Source organism: Streptomyces sp. SID1328 (genome assembly GCF_009865595.1).
Lineage (GTDB): Bacteria > Actinomycetota > Actinomycetes > Streptomycetales > Streptomycetaceae > Streptomyces > Streptomyces griseoluteus.
In genome coordinates this window covers 17,746-37,908 of the sequence record NZ_WWKH01000489.1, presented here as the reverse complement: position 1 = coordinate 37,908, position 20,163 = coordinate 17,746, and the positions used below count along the sequence as shown (strand labels likewise).

The following is a 20,163-nucleotide window of genomic DNA, read 5'->3' as shown; positions in this document are numbered from 1 at the left end:
AGAGCTCACCCGCCCAAGGGGGGTGTGGGCGGGTTGTCAGGAGGCCGAGGTCAGGGCGTCGAGCGCGTTGAGCTTGGCGACCCGGCGGCGGGTTTCTTCGTCGTCGTCGAAGACGGCACCGAGGAACTCACGGACGATGTCGGGCACGAGTGCGTGCGGGACCAGCCAGGCCCCGATGGCGATGGCGTTGGCGTCGTCGTGCTCGACTGCTTGGTGGGCGGAGTAGGGCTCGTGGGCGAGGCCGCAACGGACGCCGGGCAGTTTGTTGGCGGCCATGACGGCGCCCTGGCCGGTGCCGCATACGAGCACCGCCCGATCGGCGGAGCCAGAGAGCACCACCTCGCAGGTGCTGCGGGTGATGTCCGGGAAGTCGACAGGGTCGCAGCTGTGGGTGCCGCAATCGATCACGTTGTGACCGAGAGCCTCAATGGCCTGGCGGACGGTATCTTTGAGCGGATATCCGGCGTGGTCCGCGCCGAGGGCGACCTTCATCGGTGGTTCCTTTCAGGACGGGCGCACTGCGTGCCGTCGGACTGGGGACGGAGGTTGTGGTGGTGGGTCTGGTCTGACAGCGACGGTGAGTGCGTGGTGCGGGTGTCGGTCGCACGCTGCGCGATCGCGTAAGCGCAGGCGGCGGCCTTGCCGGGCATTGCACGCTCGGCGCCGGGCCCCGAGGGGTGCTCTCCACCTGGCGGCTGTGGCTGTGAAGCCGCCGGGATCGCGGGCGAGGAAGGCGTCCAGGAGGGCATCACCGTTGACGGCGTCGGCCTCGAGGTGGACTGTACAGTTACGCCTTGACGACGCGGATGGCTGAGGAAGCCGGCGTCCTCGCTGGGGGCGGCGCCGAGGGCGATCCCCATGCTCATCGGACGTCCTGCGCGGACCGGTCGGCGAAGGTGGTGGGGACACGCTGTCCGAGTGCGGCGCGGCCGGCGATGAGATCGACGAGCCCGCGTACACCGAGCCGGCCGATCGACGACGCGTCGTTGCGGACCGCGCTGATGGGCGGAGAGGCGAACTCGAACCAGTCGAGGTCGTCGAAGGAGACGACTTCGATACGGGCGGCCTGCTCTGCGCCGAGCCGCTCACGCAGGGCGCGCACGGCTCCCAGGGTGGTCAGACCGTTCGCACCGAACACGGCCGTGAACGTGACGCCACGGTCGAGGATGCGGGACATGGCCTCGGCCGCTCCGCCGGCCAGGAAGTCACCGGCGTCGAGCAGCCTGTCGTCGGTGCTGATGCCGTGTGCCTGGCGTCCGGCGAGGTAGGCGGCGCGGCGCTCGGCGCCGGTGGAGATCGAGTCCGGGCCTCCGATGAAGGCGACGTCGCGGTGGCCCCGGCGCTGCAGCCAGGCAAGCACCTGCTGCACGCCCTGAGCGTTGTCCGTGCCGTACAGCGGGGCGTCGACGCCCTCGATCGTGCGGTTGAGGAACACAACCGGCAGTCCGGACGCGAGCGTGGCGGCAACCTGCGGCGAGACGGCGCTCTGCGGTGAGAACAGCAGGCCGTCGATGCGCTGAGCGGCGAAGGTCCGAAGGTATGCGTCGGCCTGCTCGGCGTCCTCGTTCGCGTTGGCCAGCAGCACGGTGTATCCGTGGCGGCGCGCCTCCTGCTCTGCGGCGTGAGCCAGTTCGGAGAAGAACGGGTTACGGATGTCCGAGACGAGCAACCCCAGCACGTCCGTACGGGCACGCCGCAGCGAACGTGCGGGGCCGTTGGCGATGTATCCCAGCTCGGCGGCGGCAGCGAGCACACGGGCACGGGAGTCGGCCGAAGTCTGACTGCTGCCGCTGAGCACACGGGAGGCGGTACCCAGGGCGACGCCGGCTCGTGCCGCGACATCCTTGATCGTGGCCATCCACCCCACCTCTCACGGAAACGTTTCCATGGCTGGAATGAGACTAAGATCGCACATCGATCGCGAGATGAGCAAGGGTCGAAACAAATGCGGCAACGAGCTGCTGCCCCTGCCCGACAGGGCGCCAGCGGTGGACCGCGTCGTCGGACGACCCCGGCGATGGCTCTGGCGAGGGTCGGCGAGGGCTTCGATGGTCTCCGTGTCGCGTGCGCGCACAGCTCGAGGGCCCGCTTGCCGGGCATGCCTCTTCTCGAATTGGACGAGGTGCTTCGTCCCGTTCCGTCATGGAGTGTGTGTGCGTGCGCCGGTCGCGCCGGGTCGGCGTGGCGTTCAGCCGGCCGGGGTACCGACCCGCTCCGCCAGAAGGGTGGGGCCTCGATGCCTGCGGGCAGCAGCGGGTCCGGCTCCAGGTCGTCCCCCGTGACGCGCAGCGGCAGAACGCCTGCCTCCAGGCCGAGTCGAGCGTCCTCGCCGGCGCCGTCGTCCGAGGCTCCGGTGCGTATCCTGACGAACGCCTCGTCCAGGGGGGAGAGCGAGCAGCGCCGTTACGCGAGTTCCGTGCGGCTGGGACGGCGGGCGTAGTCACACTGGCCGGGTGTGGCTTGCTCGGTCAGGCGGCGCAGGCCGGCGAGTTTCTCATCGGGGTTGCTTGATGCGGACGGCTCCGGGATAACGCCGACTGGGGGGGCCAGACGCGCCGGCGTGGCACCGGGCCGTCAGCTACGTCCACCGGTGCAGCGTCGGCGGCCGGACGTCCTGGCCGGAATTCCAGCGCGGAGGCGCCACCGACCCGCGCCGACCGCGGCTGGGCCCTTCCCCACAGGCGAGACCGCCGACCAGGGCCTGTCCGGCGGATCAAGTCGGAGGAAACCGGCGGTGCCCTGGAGCCCAGGTGAGCGAGGGCCGGCGCGTCTGGCTGCACGGCGAAGGAGGGCGTCGACGCGGAGCGTCGACAACCGACGACAACACCGCAGACAGGCATGCCGGCCCTCGCGTCTCCGGCATGATCCGCAGGACAGGCCCTAGGTGTATTGACCCGCAGGGTTGTTCACACGGTTGATGGGTGGGTGGCCGCCGAGTGCGGTGTGGCAGCGGTGGTGGTTGTAGGTGTGGAGGAAGTCTGTCAGAGCTTCGGTGCGTTCGGTGTTGGTGGTGTAGGGCCGCTGGTAGGCCCATTCGTCGAGCAGGGTGCGGTTGAAGCGTTCGACCTTGCCGTTAGTCTGCGGCCGGTAGATGCGGGTGAGTTTGCCGGCCGCGCCGAGGTCGGCCAGAGCCTGTTGCCAGGCGAAGCTCTTGCGGTAGGGCCAGGCGTTGTCGGTCAGGACCCGCTCGATGCGGGTGATGCCGTGCTCGGCGAAGAAGGCTGCGGCCCGCCGTAGGAAGTCGGCGCAGGTGAGGGCCTTCTCGTCCGCGTGAACCTCGCTGTAGGCCAGGCGGGAGTGATCGTCGACGGCGGAATGGATGTAGTCGAAGCCCACGCTGCTGCGCCGGGCCCGGCCGGCCTGCCGGCCCAGCACCTTGTGGCCGCCGCCGTCGGGGATGCGGCCGAGCTTCTTGACGTCGACGTGGACCAGCTCGCCGGGAAGGGCGCGTTCGTAGCGGCGGATGACCTGCCCGGTGGGGCGGTCCAGGAAGGCGAGGCGGTTCAGGCCGTGCCGGACCAAGATGCGGTGCACGGTGGAGGCGGGCAGGCCCAGGACCGGCCCGATGCGTGCCGGGCCCAGCTTGCGCTCTTGTCGCAGCCTGCAGACCTGCGCCTCGGTGGCGGCTGCGGTCCGGTGCGGTGTCGTGCGGGGACGGCTGGAGCGGTCGAGGAGTCCGCTCTCGCCCTCTGAGTGCCAGCGCCGGATCCACTTGTGGGCTGTGGGACGGGAGATGCCCATCTCGGCGGCGACATGCGCGACGGGACGGCCGGAGCGGACACGTTCGACGAGCAGTCGCCTGCCGTGAACGGTCAGCCGGGCATTACGGTGGGACACGAAGGCCTCCGTGCGGTGAAGATTCGACACCTCCACCACACACGGGGGGCCTTCGCCATGATCAAGCCCTGCCTGCGTTAACAACGCTCGTGATCAATACACCTAGCGCCCGCACCCGTGAAGGCCGGCCCCGCCACGGCGGCCGCCGACCCGACTGTGCCGGCCGTGCCCGCCGCGCCGGTGTAGCGACGGAGCTCGCCGGACGGCTACCGCCGTGCCGTCTAGGCGCACCGCCAGGCCGTCCGGCCGTCCCGGGTGGACCCGGCCATCACCGAAGCGGTGGAGCGGCAGAGCGCCGTCATGCGGGAACTGAGCCGCCGCACGTTCCCCGAGCCGGACGTCGTCGCAGACGATGCGCCAGCCTCGATCGAGGCGACCCGGGCACAGCGCCGCCGCCAGGGTTGGGTCAGCGCCCACTATTTCGTAGTCACCGACCCACTCCCTCGGCGATGTAGAAGTTGCCGGAGGCGTCCACGGCCACGCTGGCCGGATGGTCGAGACGGGTGTCGGTTGCCTGGACCCCGTCCAGGTCGTATCCCGCAGCCCCAGTACCGGCCACGGTGGTGGATCTGCGTGTGGCGCGCGTCAGCAGGCGTCGTACTTCCAGGCGCCGTCTTCGCGTGCCCATGGCTGACTGTGCTGGTCCAGCTGGGGCAGACCTTGCACGGTGTAGGTGACCTGGGCCAGGTCACCGCCTATCCGCGGTTTCACGTTCTGCGCCGGATGGCCGGAGCCGTACTCCTCGTGCACGTGCTGCATGATCGCCGCGTACAAGTCCGGGGCCATTTCCTCATGGCAGCGCTTCGACAGGACCGCGTAGGCCGTCTCGGCGTCCCCGGCGAAGTACGCATCGTTGTACGCCTGCACGGTCTTGGTCAGCTTGTCGGCATCCGAGCCCTCGCCCGCGGGGTGACCGGGGCTGGAGCAGGCGGTGAGCGAGAGCGCGGCGACTGCGAGTGCTGCGTTGGCGGCGCGAGTGATCATGATCCCCCCGATTGCTTGGTCGGCCGGATCATCATGCCGTTTCTGCGGTGCCGCAGGCGCAGGTGATCGGAAACCGGCGCGAACAAAAGAGCGCGTGCCCATGTGGCCCTGTTGTCCGGCCGCTCGCCGTGAATGCGGTTGGCCGGCCGTCGGGGATGGTTGTGTCCGTTTCCGGGTTCGGCCCTGAGGACAGAGTGCCCCGCCGTGTGCGCTCGTGGAGCGGCCGTCGTCCTGTCCAGTTGTCGGCGCGGGCCGCTGTGGTGGGGTCGACTTCGGGGCCGCTGGTTCGGGGGGCGGGGGCCTGGATCCGGTCGGGGAGGTTGAGTCGCTGTTCACCATCGGCCAGTTGTTCTGCCCTGCCAGGTCGGCCTGGGTCTTGGCTTGGACTGGTTGCGGGGTCGGGTCCCGGGTTCCGTCAGCTGGCCGGCGGCGATGCCGCTCATCGGCGGTCTTCCGCGAGTCGTAGTGTTCCGGCAGGTCACACTACGGGACATCGGATCCGGATCCGGGTCAGGATCTCGTGGGCCAGGGCGCGGTGGTCGTTTAACCGCTGCCCCGGCCACCCCCGGGGGTGGCCGGGGCAGCTCCGGTAAGGACCGCTCGGGATTCGTCAGATCCCCGCCGCCCAGGACCGAACCAACGAGCGGCCGGCGGCTAGCAGGTTGGTTGCCGGCTCTCTTGGCTTTCGCTGTTCCTAGGTGAGGGGCCGGCGGGGTCGGGTGGGCTGCGCCGTATGTCGGTTCTGGGGGTTTCGGCGGGTGGGGCTGATACGGGTCCGGCTGCTGTTGTGCCGGCCGGGGGTGCGTCGTTGACCGCGGTCGCGCCCGCCGGGGCCGCCGAGTACCCGGGAGACCGCCTCGGACGGCTACCGCCGCGCGCTCGCCGGGCGCCAGGAGGGGGCGCCGCCGTCGCGGGTGGATCCGCACATCGCGGAGGCGGTGGAGCGGCAGACTGCTGCGATGCGGGAGCTGTCCCGCTGTGCGTTCCCCGAGCCCGGCACCGTTCCGGACGATGCGCCGGCCCCGATCGAGCAGGCCCGCACCGCGCGCCGCCGCCAGGCCCACGCCTCCCACGCCGCCGCGCTGCGCCGGGCCTGAGCCGAACGAGCTCAGAGGGCCGACTGCGAATCAGTAACCGTGCAGCCTCCGGTAGCGCAGCGCACGGCGTGAAATCGTAGGTCGGTCGCATTGTCGGTGGTGCCCTCTACGATCCAACCCAGATGCAGTCCAGGTGAGTTAGGGGGTGGGCGAGTGCGGCAGGAAATCCTCCGGGCGTTCCAGTTCGCGTTGGACCCCACCCCCGTGCAGGTGGAGGCGTTGACCCGGCATGCGGGTGCGGCGCGGTGGGCGTTCAACCACGCGCTCGGGATGAAGGTGGCCGCGCACCAGCAGTGGCAGCGCGAGGTCCAGACGCTTGTGGACCAAGGGATCCCGGAGGCGGAAGCCCGTAAGAAGGTGCGGGTTGCGGCGTGGTCGAAGCCGCAGATCCAGAAGCACCTGAACCAGATCAAGGGCGACTCCCGCATCGGTGGCCTGCCGGAAGGCGCGTACGGGCCCGAGCGTCCGTGCCCGTGGTGGCACGAGGTCAACACCTACGCGTTTCAGTCCGCGTTCATCGATGCCGACCGGGCCTGGAAGAACTGGCTGGACTCCCTGCGCGGGGCCCGGGCCGGCCGCCGGGTGGGCTACCCACGGTTCAAGAAGAAGGGCCGCGCGCGGGAAGCATTCCGGCTCCACCACGACGTGAAGCGACCGTCGATCCGGCTGGAAAGCTACCGACGGCTGTTGCTCCCGCGGATCGGCTCTGTCCGGCTGCACGAGTCCGCGAAGCGCATGGGCCGCCTGATCAGACGCGGTGAGGCCGTGGTGCAGTCGGTGACCGTCTCCCGAACCGGGCACCGCTGGTACGCCTCCGTCCTGTGCAAGGTCACCACCGAGCTGCCCGAGCAGCCCACCCGCCGTCAGCGGCAGCACGGCCGCGTCGGCGTTGACCTCGGCGTGAAGCACCTGGCCGTACTCTCCCAGCCCCTCGAACCCGACGATGCGGCCACGGCGTTCCTCCCCAACCCACGCCACGTCCGCAAGGCCGAACAACGACTCACCAAGGCACAGCGCGCGCTCGCCCGCACCCAGAAGGGCTCAGCACGGCGGGATAAGGCCCGGCGCCGTGTGGCACGCATCCACCATGAGGTCGCCGTGCGGCGCAACACCGTCCTGCACACGCTGACCAAGCAGCTCGCCACCCGCTTCGCCGAAATCGCCATCGAGGACCTCAACGTCGCCGGGATGACCCGCACCGCCCGCGGCACCCGCGACAAGCCCGGCCGACGCGTCCGTCAGAAAGCCGGCCTCAACCGGGCCATCCTCGACGTCGCGCCCGGCGAACTGCGCCGCCAGCTCACCTACAAGACCTGCTGGTACGGCTCCACCCTCGCGGTCCTGAACCGCTGGTGGCCCTCCAGCAAGATCTGCTCCGCCTGCGGGTGGCAAAACCCACGCCTCACGCTTGCGGACAGAACGTTCCACTGCACCAACTGCACCCTCACAATCGACCGGGACCTCAACGCCGCACGCAACATCGCGGCCCACGCCGTTCCTGCCGACCGACCTGTCGCCCCTGGTAAAGGGGAGACACAAAACGCCCGCGGAGCCCCCGTACCACGGGCCGGGCGGCGGGAGGCGATGAAACGGGAAGACACCGGCCAACCCGGGCCGGTGCCACCTCAGCGGAGCGATCCGCTGACGCTCTTCACCCTCAACGACATCAGACACGAAACGGCACAGCGCTCATAGAGTCGCTGGCCACGCAGGGTCTGACCCGTACGCGTGAGGAGCGACCGGGGTGACAGTTGACCGACGACGCGATTGGACGGCGTCACCGGCTGTCCCGACTGCCGGCCGGACTCCGCGCTCGGACTACTCGACGGCTGACTGTCACCCGCCGAACGGGGCCGCCTCAGCGAGGTCATCGCCGACCCGCAGGAGAAGCATCGGGTGCCGGTAGACGCCCGGTACGAGTCGCGCGTAGCCGCGACTTGAATCTCACCATCCACGAGACGGCCTCAACTTGCCGCCGTTTGACACGGACAAAACTGTCGATCACGGGCTGGCGAAGGTGGCGCTCTCTCGGTTTCGGGGTGGCGAAGGGTGGCGCTCTTCGAAATAGACATCCGGATGTCGAGGAGGACCTTTTGAATGTCGGTGACCGCCGTAGCGGATGCCCTGCCGTGCGCCGGCGAGCAGGCGGCGGATGTCACGGGCTGCTGCTTGGTGCGGTCCGGCCACGGCCCTTCGGCGGCACCATGGCGTCGAAGGCCTTCTTCCCTGGGGTCTCTTCGCGGCTCGCTGTCGGTGTCGTCCGGTATGCAGGAGTCCTGACCTACCGGTGAAGGAGTCCCGCGTGTACGTCGACATGGCCGTCCTCGATGAGGAGTGTGTCCGCCTGGCCTGCCTCATGGCCGACCGCAGCATGGAGCACCTCACCATCCCCGAGGCGCGGACTCCCCAGGAGCAAGGCGCCGCCCTGGAGGCGGAGTTCTCCAGCGAGCTGGAGCGGTCCTTCGCCCGGATCGCCGCGGCGGGCTCAGATCCGGAGTGCATCCTGCCGAGCATGCTGATGGGCATGGCCGGGAAGCTGGCCATCCTCGCGACGGACGTGTCCCTGCACGGCGACCGGGACGCGGCGACAGTCATCCGGTCGATCGGCGGCCGGTAGCCGGTCTGGAGACGCCAACGGGCCGCCGGGTGGAGTTCCGCCCCGGCGGCCCGTCGTCGTATGACGGAGCTGCGCATCAGCGCCACTGAGCGCGCGCGCCCCGTCAGGGCGGAGGTCCGTAGGCCGGTCTCGCGGAACTGCGCCCTGGCCCGTGCCGGCCACCCGGCGCCGCTGGTGTCCACTCCGGACGGCGAGGTCAGCGTGCTCGACCTGCCCGCCGGTCCGCCGCTCGGCCTGGGCGGACTGCCGTTCGAGACGTACAGCCTCGACCTGCCCGAGGGCAGCCTGCTCACGCTCTACACCAACGGCCTCCTGGAAGCGCGCGACGGCGACATCGACGCCTCGCTGGAGGATCTTCAGGAGGGTCTCGCCCGGACCGCAGCTCCGTTGGAGGGCATCTGCGACGGCGTGATCGACTCCCTGGTGCCCACGGACCGCCGCCCCACCGACGACATCGCCCTGCTCATGGCCCGCACCCGCGTCCTGCCGCCGGAGAACGTGGCCGGCTGGCAGCTGCCCCTGGAAGCGACCGCCGCATCCCGCGCGAGGGAGCTGACCACGGCGAAACTCGCCGAGTGGGGGCTGTCGGAGATGGCCTTCACCACCGAACTGGTCGCCAGCGAGCTCGTCACCAACGCCTACCGCTACGGGGACGGCCCGGTCACCCTGCGCCTGATCCGTACCCAGTCCCTGATCTGCGAGGTGTCCGACACCAGCCACACCTCTCCGCACCTGCGCAGGGCGCTCAGCACGGACGAGGGCGGGCGCGGGCTCTTCCTGGTCGCGCAGCTCACGGAGCGTTGGGGCACCCGGTACACGCACGCCGGCAAGACCGTCTGGACGGAGCAGCCCCTGCCGCCCTCCTGAGCACGTCCGGCCTCCACGGCACCCGAGGCGACTGGAATCTCCCCCAGGGGGAGAACCTACCGTCCTGACCGACCGTACGGGCGACATTGCGAAAGAGGTCAGTCATGACGACGTTTCTGCTGGTACCGGGACTTTTCATGGGCGGCTGGGCCTGGGAGGCGGTGGCCGCCGAGCTGACCGCGCGAGGACACCGGGCGCTGCCGGTCACCCTGCCCGGCACGGCCGAGCGGGCGGCCGAGGAGGACCCGGCCGGCATCGGGCTCGGCGAGCACACCGACGCCGTGACGACGCTGCTGGACGCGGAGGGGCCGGGGACGGTCCTGGTGGCGCACAGCTATGGCATCTTCCCCGCGCTCGGGGCGGCCGACCGGCGGCCCGGACAGGTCGCCCGGGTGGTGTTCCTCGACACCGGCTTCCCCGAGCCCGGCGAGTCGCTGGTGGCGCAGATGCCGCAGCTCGGCCTGGTGGAGCAGGCCGTCGACGGGGTGATCCCGGTGCCCGAGGAGATCCCGGCCGTGCACGCCGTCCCGCCGGCGGAGCTGGAGCGCTATCACCGTCTGGCCACCCCGCAACCGGTCCGGACCGTCACGGATCCCGTCGAGCTGACGGGCGCCTGGCTGAAGCTCCCGACCACGGGGGTGTTCTGCCGCTCGAACGGCCTCAGCGTGGAGTTCGCGCGCCAGCTGCACGGCACGGGCCTGCCCCGTTTCGCCAAGCTCGCCGACCCCGACGTCACCTACTTCGAACTGGACACGGGCCACTACCCGATGCTGTCCACCCCGGTGGAGCTGGCCGGCGTCCTGCTGCGCGCGGCAGTGGGCGAGGGCGTCGGCCTGTACGAAGCCTGACCCGACCCCCGCAGGGCCACCCCGTCAGCCCGGGCCGGGGCAGGGACAGGGCGGCGCCACGTACGCGGGCAGCCAGGGGCCAGGAGACCCGCAGGGCGTCTCGCCGCGCCTCCCGGACCGGCCGTCCGGGAGGCGCAGGGAGCTTCCGCGAATGGCGCACCGACGCCCTGGCCCGCCTGGAGGTCGAACCCGTCCCCGAACTCACCTTCCTCACCCGGGTGTTGCAGAGTCCGACCGGGGCGGCTACGCCCAGACGTCGACGCCGGCGCCGCGCCACTCGACCCGTCCCACGCAAGCACGTCATGGTCAGGGCTGTGCGCGGACACGCCGTGGAGTCGATGTCGGGACCCTGCCTTCTCGTTACACCGTAAGGATTAACCAAAGGCATATGCCAAGCGGGTCGCGGCACGTGCCACTACGGGGAGTGTTTACGTGGCGTGCGGTACGCAGGGCCCGGCTCCGGTGCCTGTCCTGCGCTTCGACCACCCCCGATGAAGGAGCAAGACGTGAAGCCTCTGTCTGGCGTGAAGCGGAAGATGGCGCTGGGTGCCACGACGCTGGCCGCGATCGCTGTCTCGGCCGTGCCGGGATCGGCGTGGTCCGCCACCGGTACAGCCCAGGGCGGCTCGGATCACTGGGGCGTGATCACCCGCAACACGATCGGCTCGCCCGTCGCAGCCCTGAGGAACGGCCCGTTCGGTTCCTTCGGTGTCACGGGCCCCTCGGCCAGGCCGCCGTACGGAACGGGCAGCCTCGGCATCGAGGTGGCGGACAACTCCACCTCGCTCACGCCGCCCAGTGAGAAGGTCGATTTCGGCAACGAGGTCGACTTCTACGGCAACCCGGTACTGGGGCTGACCAAGATCGGGTTTCACGTCTTCCAGACCGCGGAGAACACATCTCACGGCGGTCCCGGGAACATGCCCAACATCCGGTTCGAGATCAACCCGCACCTCACCGCGGCCCCCGCCGCCACCTACTCCTCGATGGTGTGGCTGCCGCCGGCCTCCCCGGTGACCGACCGCTGGAGTCCCTACCTGGACGCCACCACCACCGGCACGTGGTTCCTCACGGGTGCGGCGGGCACCGCGACCGGCTGCAACCAGAGCACCCCTTGCACCTTCACCCAGCTGAAGACCGCCCTCAACGACGGCGGCCAAACACCGACCATCTACACCGCCGCCGTGGGCAAGGGCCGCGACAACTTGTGGGCCGGTGCCATCGACGGCCTGCGGATCAACCGGAACATCTACGACTTCGAGGCCGGCGGGGTCAGGACTCTCCGCGCCAACTAAGCCGGCCCAGCACGGACACGGGTGCTGCCCCTTCGCGGCCACGCCCATCGACAGCCCCTGCCGGGACCGACACCGGCCGGGGCTGCTGAGCTTGTGGTCTATCCAACGCGCTGTGGTTTGGTTCCCACCTGGTGGTGGGTAGGGCGACTGTATGCCTGGCCGGTGGCGACGCGTCCCACGTCAGGGGGGTGACCAGCCGCTGATTCTTCGAACCGCGCGGACGTCCCGACCCGGGCAGGGAGGGTTTCGTTGCACGCGCTGGCTATGGCGTTTCACTGTGTTACATCAGCGTATGGAGGCTTAAACCTGCTCCGCTGCTACCGGGTGATCTTTCTCGCCGGGCCCACCTCACCCTGCTCCCCTATGAGGCCCCCGCGCTCACGGCTCTGCGCGGCACCGTACTCACCTGGTTGAGGGCAGCACTGTCCTGGTGCCGCTGTTCACTCCCGCACCGACCCCCGCCGAACAGATCGGTCGGGTGCGCCCGCCGCCGCCCCCGACGGTGCCGAGCTCCGGGTATCTGTCGTGCCGAGCAACGCGACGAGACAGCCCGGACACAGACGACGCTTCTACGCTACGAACGGCACCACGGCTCAGACAGCACCATCGAAGAGCGCCCGTGGTCCGAGTGGCGAAGCGGTGCGTTAAGACCGTGTCCTACATGGGGGGGGCGGCAGCGACAGGCGCGGAGACCGAGGCCCGGGGCCGATCGGCATTGTTCTGATCTTGGCGCTCGTATGGCTCGTGGGCGCGGTGCTGAACCACCCCTGACGGCACGATGGACGCGACACTCCAAGCAAGGTTGTAGAGCCGTCCTGTCCGGTCCGGGTGTGCTGCCCTAACGGGTGACAACTGTCTTCCATCAGGAAGGGCATCATCGTGATCACTACCGTGTGCCGCTGCGGCCGCACCATCACCTACGACCCGCCGCGCCCCGGCGAGCAGCCGAAGAACGTCAAGCACGTCGACGTCCCCGGCCAGCCCGCGGAGTGCCCCGAGTAGTCCGCCACCACCGGAGCCCTCGCCGCCGAGGCGAGGGCCCTGCCCTCAAACCGCAAGTGTGGGACGAACTCGTCCAGGAGAACTGGCTGCGACCGCCGGACCTGCGGTCGGCGCCCGTTGAGGTGCAGGTACTCGACCCCGCGGTTCAGGACCAGGCCCCCAGCCGCGTCGCGCGCCGCCGCGCCGGCGACTGGGCGCTCAGCCCCTACCCGCTGAGCCTTCGCCGCGACACGTCCCCTGCGATGCGGCTGGTCACGCTCACCCTCGCAGCACACCTGTCCCCCGGCCCCGCGCACACCGTGGAGATGGATGTGCTCAGCCGACTGTGCGGCCACTCCCCCCAGCAGACAGCCGAGTTGCTGGACCGGTTGGTCGCCGCGCGCACACCGGCCTCCTGGCGTCCTGACCTAGACACCGGCGAAGTGACCTGGAGCCGAGCCGCTGCACGCCGTAGCCCGGAGAACCGGTTGCAGGGGGCCAGGTGCGCAGCCTCATCGACCGGGACTGCGGGCTCTGTCGCAGCCCAACAACGGCGTGGCGAACCTGGTCGGCGCGTTTTTGCGGCTTGGCCCGCTGCAGACTCAGGCTCTGGTGCTGCCTGCTCAGCCGCCGGTACTGGCTTTACTGATCGTTTCAGAATGACTTGTGATGGCTCAGGTGCAGGTGTGGTCTGACATCCGTAGGGGATGTGGAGTCCGCCATTCACGGGGGCGCGCCACCGCCGGACACGGGCATGCTGTTCGCCCTGGCGCTGACGTGTCAGCGTCACTCGCTATCGTCCATGCCGTGATCTCAAGTGATCGTCTGCTCGACCTGATCCAGAACACCCCGGAGATCGATCTACTGCTGCGGTCATCGTTCGGCTTCGATATCCAGCGGAAGCACTATGGCCAGGGTTTGAGGCTTGCCTCGGGTGCGCCCCTGGAGGTGATCGCCGGGGAGTCCGCCGGTGGGGCGTACTTCCTGTGTACTGAGCAGAACGGTCGCCGGCCGGTGGTGTTCGCGAGTTCCGAAGGGGAAGGCGGGCTGCTCGCCGATGACCTGGCGGACGCGTTGGAGATCATCATCGGGCTGGAGTGGCACGACTGCCTCTCGTTCTCGGGCGGTGGCGATGTGGAGGTCATGCAGATCTCCGCTCAGCATCTTGAACGGACCCGTGACAAGTACAACCCGGACATCGACAACGAAGCTGCCCAGGTGGCCGCAGCCCTGTCGCTGCGCATCCTGCCTGTCACTGACCTCGTCATCCGGTTGCAAGCAGCCGCCTCGAAGACCGAACCGGACTACGTCGTGACCGACGAGGACGGGCAGGCATTCGACCCCCTGTTCCGCGAGCACCTGGAGCCCCGCCATGGTGGCTGGCGCTGAACCCGGCCGACCGCTGCCCTCGGCCGGATCGACACCAGCGCCTCGGGCAATATTTGACAATGTGTCGGGCAGAATCTCCGATGCGTCTGCCGACCTTGGTCCCGACGATTTCTGGGAGCGCATAGCTCCGCTTCTGCCAGCCCGGCCTGCCCGACGCCATCGTCACCCCGGACGACTACCGGTATCGGACCGCATCGCACTGGCCGGCATCGTCTATGTGCTGCGCAAAGGAGTGGCCTGGCGCGATGTGCCCATCCGGGTCGTCGGTTGTTCAGGGGTGACCGCCTGGCGCCGGCTCCGGGACTGGACTGAGGTCGGTGTCTGGCCCCGTTTGCATGAGGTACTGCTGGCCGAGCTGCGAGAGGCCGGCCTGCTGGACATGGACGACGCCGCGATTGACGGTTCTCACGTCAGGGCATTGAAAGGGGGCTCACGTTGGCCCTTCGCCGGTCGATCGGGGCAGGCCGGGTAGAGCATCACCTGATCGTCGACCGGCACGGCACCCCGCTCGCTATCATGCTGAGCGGCGGCAACCGCCACGACGTCACCCAGCTCCTGCCGCTCCTGGACGCGATCCCGCCCGTCCGCGGCCTGCGCGGCAGGCCCCGCCGACGCCCCCGCAGACTCTTCGCCGACCGCGGCTACGACTACGACTACGACAAGTACCGGCGCATCCTCCGCCGCCGCAGTATCACCCCGAAGTTCACCCGTCGCCGCGTCGCACACGGCTCCGGCCTCGGCAAGACCCGCTGGGTGGTCAAGCGGACCTTCGCCTGGCTCACCAGTTCCAGCGACTGCGGATCCGCTACGAGATACGCGCCGACCTCCACCTGGGCCTGCTCCAACTCGCCTGCAGCACCAGGGGCCTCCTGTTGCTCTATATGGATTCGACACCCACGAGCTGTGCAGGAGGCCCCCTCCCATACGCGGCCGACCCGAAGATCACCCGACCGAGCCGACACCCTTGAACTCACGCCCACCACGGGCGATACAGCAGCGGCTGCTCAGATGATCGGGCTACCGGCAAGAGCTCAGCAGACGTCGACTATGTCGATCATGTTGTCCCAGGGGGTGTTCGCGAGGCTGTCCTCCGTGTGGTACGCCGTGCTGCCGAACTTGTACACCTTGCGGCCCTCCCAGTTGTAGAACCGAGCCACCGTGCCGGTGGTCTGATTGTTCTTGTACGAGGTGAGGGTGTCGTTGTTGAAGCTGTAGTCGTTCAGGTCGTAGTCCTGACATTTGGTGAACGACACCTTGCTGCCGGTCCAGTTGGGCCCGGTCCACAGGCACAGCCACTCGTAGGTGCAGCTGGTGTCGGCCACGCCGGGCACGGACACCGTGACGATCGCGCTGCCGTCCTTCGCCCGGATCTCGTTGTAGCCCACCTGTTCCGCCGGAACCTTGATGTCCGCCAGCTTGGCGTCCACCCGGTCCTGCAGCTGGGCTGCCTGCCTGCTCGAAAGGCCCGCCGCTTTCGCCTGCGCCGCGTACTTCGACTCGGCCGACTGCGTGGTCCGGTCCGTGGCGGCCGCGGCCGCGCTGCCGGCTCCGGCTGCCAGCGCCATGACACACAGCAGGACTGAGACGCGCTTCGTGATCTGGGATCGGAACTTCATGGGATTTCCTCCGTCGGTGGGTTTCGCTTCATGAGCAGCTTTGGGCGCCGGCAGACAGCCTCCGGCGACTGATGCGGCCGGCCCTGACTTCCCAGGGCTGAACGGCGAGACAGCAGAGTTCACAAGGCCGCGTGGGGCGCGGCCAGGTGCATGCAGTCAGGGCCGGATCTGTTGTTCCGCTGTGGAACCGTAGGCATGACCGCCTCCACAGCAGCAGCCCCATCCCTCGGTACCGCTCACCAACCGATCTCAGCGGCTGGCTTATTGGTTGGCAGGGCTGTTCCGGCGGCCAATCAATGGCCGGGTGTGACATTTCGGGCCGGGTTGGGGGGGTGCAAAGGTGAGGTGTCTCGTGTGGATGGGTGGCGAGGGGACGGGTATGGCGGGGCGTCGTGAGGTGCCGGTGGATCCGGGGGCGGGTCCGGTGCAGCGGTTCGAGTTCGAGTGGCGCAAACTGCGGACGGAGGTGGGCGGGATGACGTATCGGGCGATGGCCGAGCGGGCCGGCTACTCGGCCACGACCCTGTCGCAGGCGGCGGCGGGCGGGCAGCTGCCCACGCTGGCGGTGACCTTGGCCTACGTGTCGGCATGCGGGGGCGATGCGATCGAGTGGGAAGCCCGGTGGAAACAGGTCGTGGATGACGCCGCCGCGGTCGGCGCGGAGGAGGAGGGCGGTGAGGGTGCGGATGCGCCCTATCGGGGGCTGGCCCGGTTCGAGCCGGGCGACAGCGGACTTTTCTTCGGCCGGGACCGGCTCACTGCCGACCTGCTGGATCTGCTGCGGCGCCGGCGGTTCGCCGCGGTGTTCGGCCCGTCCGGCTGCGGCAAGTCCTCCCTGCTGCGTGCGGGCCTGATCCCCACCCTCCAGCACTCCCAGGAGCCCGGCTTGCGGCCGGCCGTGATCCAGATTCTGACGCCCGGCGACCACCCCGCACGCGCCCTCGTCTCTCTCCTCGACGCGAGCAGACCCGGCGACGGCGGCACGGATACGTTGGTGATCGTCGACCAGTTCGAGGAGGTCTACACCCTCTGCCAGGATCCAGCGGAACGTACCCGCTTCATCGACCTCCTGCTCGCCACCCTCCTACCGGCAAGCCGATTAAAGGTGCTGATCGCGGTCCGCGCCGACTTCTACGGCCGCTGCGCCGAACACCACGCCCTGGCCGTCGCACTGCGCGACGCCAACCTGCTGGTCACTGCGATGAACCGGGACGAACTGCGCGACGCCATCGTCAAACCGGCCGCAGCCACCGGACTGACCCTGGAACGCGCCCTGACCGCCCGCATCATCGGGGACGTCGCCGATGAGTCCGGCGGCCTGCCTCTGATGTCGCACGCCCTGCTGGAGACCTGGCGAAGACGCAGAGGAAGAGCACTCACTGAGGCCGCGTACGATGCCGTCGGCGGGGTGAGCGGTGCCATCGCCCGAACCGCAGAGCGTCTCTACACTCAACTTTCTCCTGAACAGGCCGCTGTCGCCCGCGATCTGCTGCTGCGGCTCATCACCCCCGGTGAAGGAGCCCAGGACACACGTCGCCCGGCTCTCCGCACCGAACTGGTCGCAAGCACCCGCGGGGATGCTGCGCTGGTTCTGGAACGACTGGCCCGCGCCCGCCTGGTCACCCTCGATGACGACACCGTTGACCTCGCCCACGAAGCCCTGATCACTGCATGGCCGCGACTGCGTATGTGGATCGAAACCAGCCGCGAACAATTGCGCGCACACCGGCGTTTGACCAATACGGCCGGGGAGTGGGCGGAGCACGGCAGGGACGACGGGGTGCTCTACCGCGGAGTACGGCTGGCCGACTGGGACGACCGGGACACCGGCCAGCTCAATGATCTCGAACGCGAGTTCCTGACGGCGAGCCGCGACCGCGCACAGGCCGAGCGGTCGGCGGTGAGGCGCCGTGTGCGGCTGACCGTGAGTGGGCTCATGGCGGCGGTGGTCGCACTGGCCGTCCTCGCGGGCGTCGCGTTTGTACAGGCCCGGCGGGCGGAGGCCGGGCAGGCGCTCGCGTTATCGCGGCAACTCGTGGCGAGCGCGCGTGGCCAGGCCGAGCTCGACCCTGAGCTGGGCCTGTTGCTGGCTACCAGTGCCTACCGGACCAGTGCGACCGACGAGACCGAGGCGGCACTGCGCCAAGCCGTGTTCGAGTCACGGGTGAGGGCTGTGCTCGCCAGCCACGACGGGCAGGTTCTCGGGGTCTCGTTCAGTCCGGACGGCCGGTACCTCGCCACCAGCGGCGGCGACGGCGCGATACGGGTGTGGCGGTACGGCACGACGCTGCGAGACCCAGTGGTGCTGCGCGGCCGCGACGGCGAGGTGTGGACGCCGGTGTTCAGCCCGGACGGCACCCGGATCACGGCAGCCGGCGAGGACGGCACCGTCTCGGTATGGAAGTGGGCAAGCGGCGCCGAGCCGGTGATCCTGCGAGGGCACACGGCACGGGTGTGGAGCGCCACGTTCAGCCCGGACGGCCGCAGCGTCGCCAGCGCCGGTGACGATGGCACCGTACGGATCTGGAACGCCACGGGGAGAGGCGAACCGGCCGTGCTGCGCGGCCACGAGGGGCGGGCGCTCGGCGTCTCGTTCAGCCCCGACGGACGCCGCCTCGCCAGCAGCGGCGGAGACGGAACGGTACGCGTCTGGGACGTCGGGAATCGGCGGACGACCGTGGTGCTGCGCGGGCACAGCAATTCCGTGGAGGCGGTCGCCTTCAGCCCCGACGGACAGCGCATAGCCACCGCGAGCACCGACGGGACCGCGCGCCTGTGGGACCCCGACGCCCCCGCCGAGTCGGTCGTGCTCGGCAGCCACGACGGCACGGCAGAGGGCATCGGCTTCAGCCGGGACGGCGCCCGGGTCGCCAGCACGGGCAACGACGGCACCGTACGGATCTGGAACGTGCATCACCGCGCCGCACCGCTGATCCTGCGCGGGCATCGCGGCACCGTGACCGCGGTCGCGTTCGCCGCCGACGGACGGCGCCTGGTGAGCGCCAGCGAGGACGGCACCGTACGGATCTGGGATGCGGCCCCGACGGGCAGCGACAGCGTCCTGACCGGTCACGACGGACCGGTGTGGGCGACGGTGCCCAGCCGGGACGGCCGTTGGCTCGCCAGCGCCGGCGCCGACAGGACCGTGCGCGTCTGGCGGACCGGGAGCACCGCCCCGCCGACCGTGCTGCGCGGGCACGACGGCGAGGTCCTCGGGGTGGCATTCAGCCCGGACGGCCGCCGGGTGGCCGGAACCGGCGACGACGGGACCACACGGGTCTGGCCGGTGGACAACGCGACGAAACCCGTCGTACTGCGCGGCCACCACGGGCCGGTGTGGAACGCGGAGTTCAGCCCCGACGGACGCCGGCTGGTCACCGGCGGCAGCGACGGCACCGTACAGATCTGGCACACCACTCCGGGCGCGGAACCCTTGGTGGTCGACACCGGCCAGGACAAAGTGCGGTACGTCGCCTATAGCCCCGACGGGCGACGCGTGGCCGCGGCCGGCCTGGACGGCACCATCCACGTCCTGGACCCCGCCACCGGCAAGGATCTGAAGGTCCTCCGTGGTCACAAAGGCCTGGTATGGACGGTGGCGTTCAGCCCCGACGGCACCTCGTCAGCGGCGGCAACGACGGATCGGCCAGGCTGTGGGATCTCACTAAGCCAGGCCGACCGCGGGTACTGAACGGACATCAGGGAGTTGTGTGGAGTGTGTCGTTCGGTTCCGACGGCCGTCGGGTGGTGACCAGCGGCAACGACGCGACCACCCGGATCTGGAGCACCACTGACAACAGCCCGCCCGTGGTCCTGCACGGATTCGGTGCCTCTGTAGAGAACACGAACGTCCTGCCCGGCAATCGGTTCGTCAGCTCGCACGACGACGGCACCGTACGCGTCTGGACATGCCTGCCCTGCGAACCGATTGACGAGGTCCTGCGGCGTTCCCGGGACGGCATCACCCGTGAACTGACCCAGGAGGAACGGGCCAGTTACCTCAACGAGTGACCCTGCTGCGCGACCGCTTCGGCCTCCTCCACTCCGAAACCGTCAACGGAGCACCGGATGGCGAGAAACCACATCCAGGGCGGGCCAGTGATCAGCCAGTTCGAGTGGAGAGCGACTGAGGGCCTGGTCCACCAGGCATGGCACGCAAACCGCAGAAGTTGATCACGTGGTGCGGTACCAGTCTTCACCGTTGCTGGCGAGCGTGCTGCGCAGGTAGGTCTCCAGGCTTGGTGCGATCCAGGTGCGACTGTCTGTCTCGTGGTCCCAGACGAAGATTTCATCTCGGGCCGGTGTACGCACAAAGGCGAACTGATCGCCGCCGCCGTTGTCTCCGAAGAACATGAGGGGGTCGAACGGCATGTATAGGTTGCGGAATTGCTCGTTGCTACGAAATGACAGGTTTTCTTCCAGGATCTTCTCAGCGGTCCAGACCACCTCGGTCCCATAATCGGCTTCGATCCCGTCGGTCTCCGTCAGGAGTTCCCGCAGAGGAGCGGGGAGCGGCTGGCCGAGCTGTTCCTCGATCGCGGCGAGGGCGTCGGGAGCTGCGGGGTCCTGCAGCTCCGCGTCGGCGTCGGGAAATTCTGAGGCGAGCTCTCGCCACATGAGACCTTTTCTCCA

General features: G+C 69.4%; 15 protein-coding genes and 4 pseudogenes. 11 read left to right on the top strand and 8 right to left on the bottom strand.

The window, feature by feature from the left end; translation table 11 throughout:
* Window positions 1-36: 36 nt before the first annotated feature.
* The 6 genes and pseudogenes from GT030_RS15110 to GT030_RS36455 form a co-directional block, all read right to left on the bottom strand.
* The gene (locus GT030_RS15110; RefSeq protein ID WP_161201554.1) at window positions 37-492 is read right to left on the bottom strand and encodes an RpiB/LacA/LacB family sugar-phosphate isomerase; all 456 of its coding nucleotides are present in this window, start codon (window positions 490-492) and stop codon (window positions 37-39) included.
* 370 nt (window positions 493-862) lie between these two features.
* A complete protein-coding gene (locus GT030_RS15105) occupies window positions 863-1,858 on the bottom strand; it encodes a LacI family DNA-binding transcriptional regulator (protein WP_161201553.1) in 996 nt (331 codons plus the stop codon).
* A 1,022-nt stretch (window positions 1,859-2,880) separates the two neighbouring features.
* Window positions 2,881-3,837, bottom strand: a complete 957-nt coding sequence (locus tag GT030_RS15100; RefSeq protein WP_161201552.1) for an IS481 family transposase — start codon at window positions 3,835-3,837, stop codon at window positions 2,881-2,883.
* Between the two features lie 427 nt (window positions 3,838-4,264).
* Window positions 4,265-4,396, bottom strand: coding sequence for a hypothetical protein (locus GT030_RS37140; protein ID WP_272920695.1), 132 nt, complete (start codon window positions 4,394-4,396; stop codon window positions 4,265-4,267).
* A 26-nt stretch (window positions 4,397-4,422) separates the two neighbouring features.
* Entirely contained in the window at window positions 4,423-4,821 is a 399-nt protein-coding gene (locus GT030_RS15095) for a nuclear transport factor 2 family protein (RefSeq protein WP_161201551.1), read from the bottom strand.
* Between the two features lie 315 nt (window positions 4,822-5,136).
* Window positions 5,137-5,450: pseudogene (locus GT030_RS36455) on the bottom strand (IS5/IS1182 family transposase); the annotation flags it as partial.
* A gap of 213 nt (window positions 5,451-5,663) precedes the next feature.
* Between GT030_RS36455 and GT030_RS15090 the strand changes: the two are divergent.
* From GT030_RS15090 to GT030_RS15055, 9 genes and pseudogenes are all read left to right on the top strand, one after another.
* Window positions 5,664-5,918 (top strand): annotated as a pseudogene (locus GT030_RS15090) (DUF721 domain-containing protein); the annotation flags it as partial.
* A 96-nt stretch (window positions 5,919-6,014) separates the two neighbouring features.
* The gene (tnpB, locus tag GT030_RS15085) at window positions 6,015-7,613 is read left to right on the top strand and encodes an IS607 family element RNA-guided endonuclease TnpB (RefSeq protein ID WP_346009647.1); all 1,599 of its coding nucleotides are present in this window, start codon (window positions 6,015-6,017) and stop codon (window positions 7,611-7,613) included.
* Window positions 7,614-8,220: 607 nt separating this feature from the next.
* Window positions 8,221-8,535 (top strand): hypothetical protein, encoded by a 315-nt coding sequence (locus GT030_RS15080; protein WP_161201549.1) that lies wholly within the window; start codon window positions 8,221-8,223, stop codon window positions 8,533-8,535.
* Between the two features lie 123 nt (window positions 8,536-8,658).
* A pseudogene (locus tag GT030_RS15075) lies at window positions 8,659-9,402 on the top strand (ATP-binding SpoIIE family protein phosphatase); the annotation flags it as partial.
* A 104-nt stretch (window positions 9,403-9,506) separates the two neighbouring features.
* On the top strand, window positions 9,507-10,250 hold the full coding sequence (locus tag GT030_RS15070; RefSeq protein WP_161201547.1) for an alpha/beta fold hydrolase: 744 nt from the start codon (window positions 9,507-9,509) through the stop codon (window positions 10,248-10,250).
* Window positions 10,251-10,756: 506 nt separating this feature from the next.
* On the top strand, window positions 10,757-11,545 hold the full coding sequence (locus GT030_RS15065) for a hypothetical protein (RefSeq protein WP_346009641.1): 789 nt from the start codon (window positions 10,757-10,759) through the stop codon (window positions 11,543-11,545).
* Between the two features lie 879 nt (window positions 11,546-12,424).
* Window positions 12,425-12,547, top strand: a complete 123-nt coding sequence (locus GT030_RS37135) for a hypothetical protein (protein ID WP_272920694.1) — start codon at window positions 12,425-12,427, stop codon at window positions 12,545-12,547.
* Between the two features lie 786 nt (window positions 12,548-13,333).
* Window positions 13,334-13,915: a hypothetical protein gene (locus GT030_RS15060; RefSeq protein WP_161201546.1), complete on the top strand. Its 582-nt coding sequence runs from the start codon at window positions 13,334-13,336 to the stop codon at window positions 13,913-13,915.
* A 73-nt stretch (window positions 13,916-13,988) separates the two neighbouring features.
* Window positions 13,989-14,772 (top strand): annotated as a pseudogene (locus GT030_RS15055) (IS5 family transposase); the annotation flags it as partial.
* 174 nt (window positions 14,773-14,946) lie between these two features.
* Here the strand turns inward: GT030_RS15055 and GT030_RS15050 are convergent.
* Window positions 14,947-15,531 (bottom strand): peptidase inhibitor family I36 protein, encoded by a 585-nt coding sequence (locus GT030_RS15050; protein ID WP_161201545.1) that lies wholly within the window; start codon window positions 15,529-15,531, stop codon window positions 14,947-14,949.
* Between the two features lie 379 nt (window positions 15,532-15,910).
* On the opposite strand from GT030_RS15050, the gene GT030_RS15045 reads away from it, so the two are divergent.
* Together GT030_RS15045 and GT030_RS36450 are read left to right on the top strand one after the other, a co-directional pair.
* The gene (locus tag GT030_RS15045) at window positions 15,911-19,222 is read left to right on the top strand and encodes a hypothetical protein (RefSeq protein ID WP_237522440.1); all 3,312 of its coding nucleotides are present in this window, start codon (window positions 15,911-15,913) and stop codon (window positions 19,220-19,222) included.
* Window positions 19,223-19,248: 26 nt separating this feature from the next.
* Window positions 19,249-19,542, top strand: a complete 294-nt coding sequence (locus tag GT030_RS36450; protein WP_346009640.1) for a hypothetical protein — start codon at window positions 19,249-19,251, stop codon at window positions 19,540-19,542.
* A gap of 162 nt (window positions 19,543-19,704) precedes the next feature.
* On the opposite strand, the gene GT030_RS15040 is transcribed toward GT030_RS36450, so the two are convergent.
* Window positions 19,705-20,148, bottom strand: coding sequence for an SMI1/KNR4 family protein (locus tag GT030_RS15040; RefSeq protein WP_161201544.1), 444 nt, complete (start codon window positions 20,146-20,148; stop codon window positions 19,705-19,707).
* Window positions 20,149-20,163 lie beyond the last annotated feature (15 nt).

Coding starts and splice junctions, on each gene's coding strand:
- GT030_RS15110 (WP_161201554.1), bottom strand. CDS start 492: ATGAAGGTCGCCCTCGGCGCGGACCACGCCGGATATCCGCTCAAAGAT.
- GT030_RS15105 (WP_161201553.1), bottom strand. CDS start 1,858: ATGGCCACGATCAAGGATGTCGCGGCACGAGCCGGCGTCGCCCTGGGT.
- GT030_RS15095 (WP_161201551.1), bottom strand. CDS start 4,821: ATGATCACTCGCGCCGCCAACGCAGCACTCGCAGTCGCCGCGCTCTCG.
- GT030_RS15070 (WP_161201547.1), top strand. CDS start 9,507: ATGACGACGTTTCTGCTGGTACCGGGACTTTTCATGGGCGGCTGGGCC.
- GT030_RS15050 (WP_161201545.1), bottom strand. CDS start 15,531: ATGAAGTTCCGATCCCAGATCACGAAGCGCGTCTCAGTCCTGCTGTGT.
- GT030_RS15045 (WP_237522440.1), top strand. CDS start 15,911: ATGGCGGGGCGTCGTGAGGTGCCGGTGGATCCGGGGGCGGGTCCGGTG.
- GT030_RS15040 (WP_161201544.1), bottom strand. CDS start 20,148: ATGTGGCGAGAGCTCGCCTCAGAATTTCCCGACGCCGACGCGGAGCTG.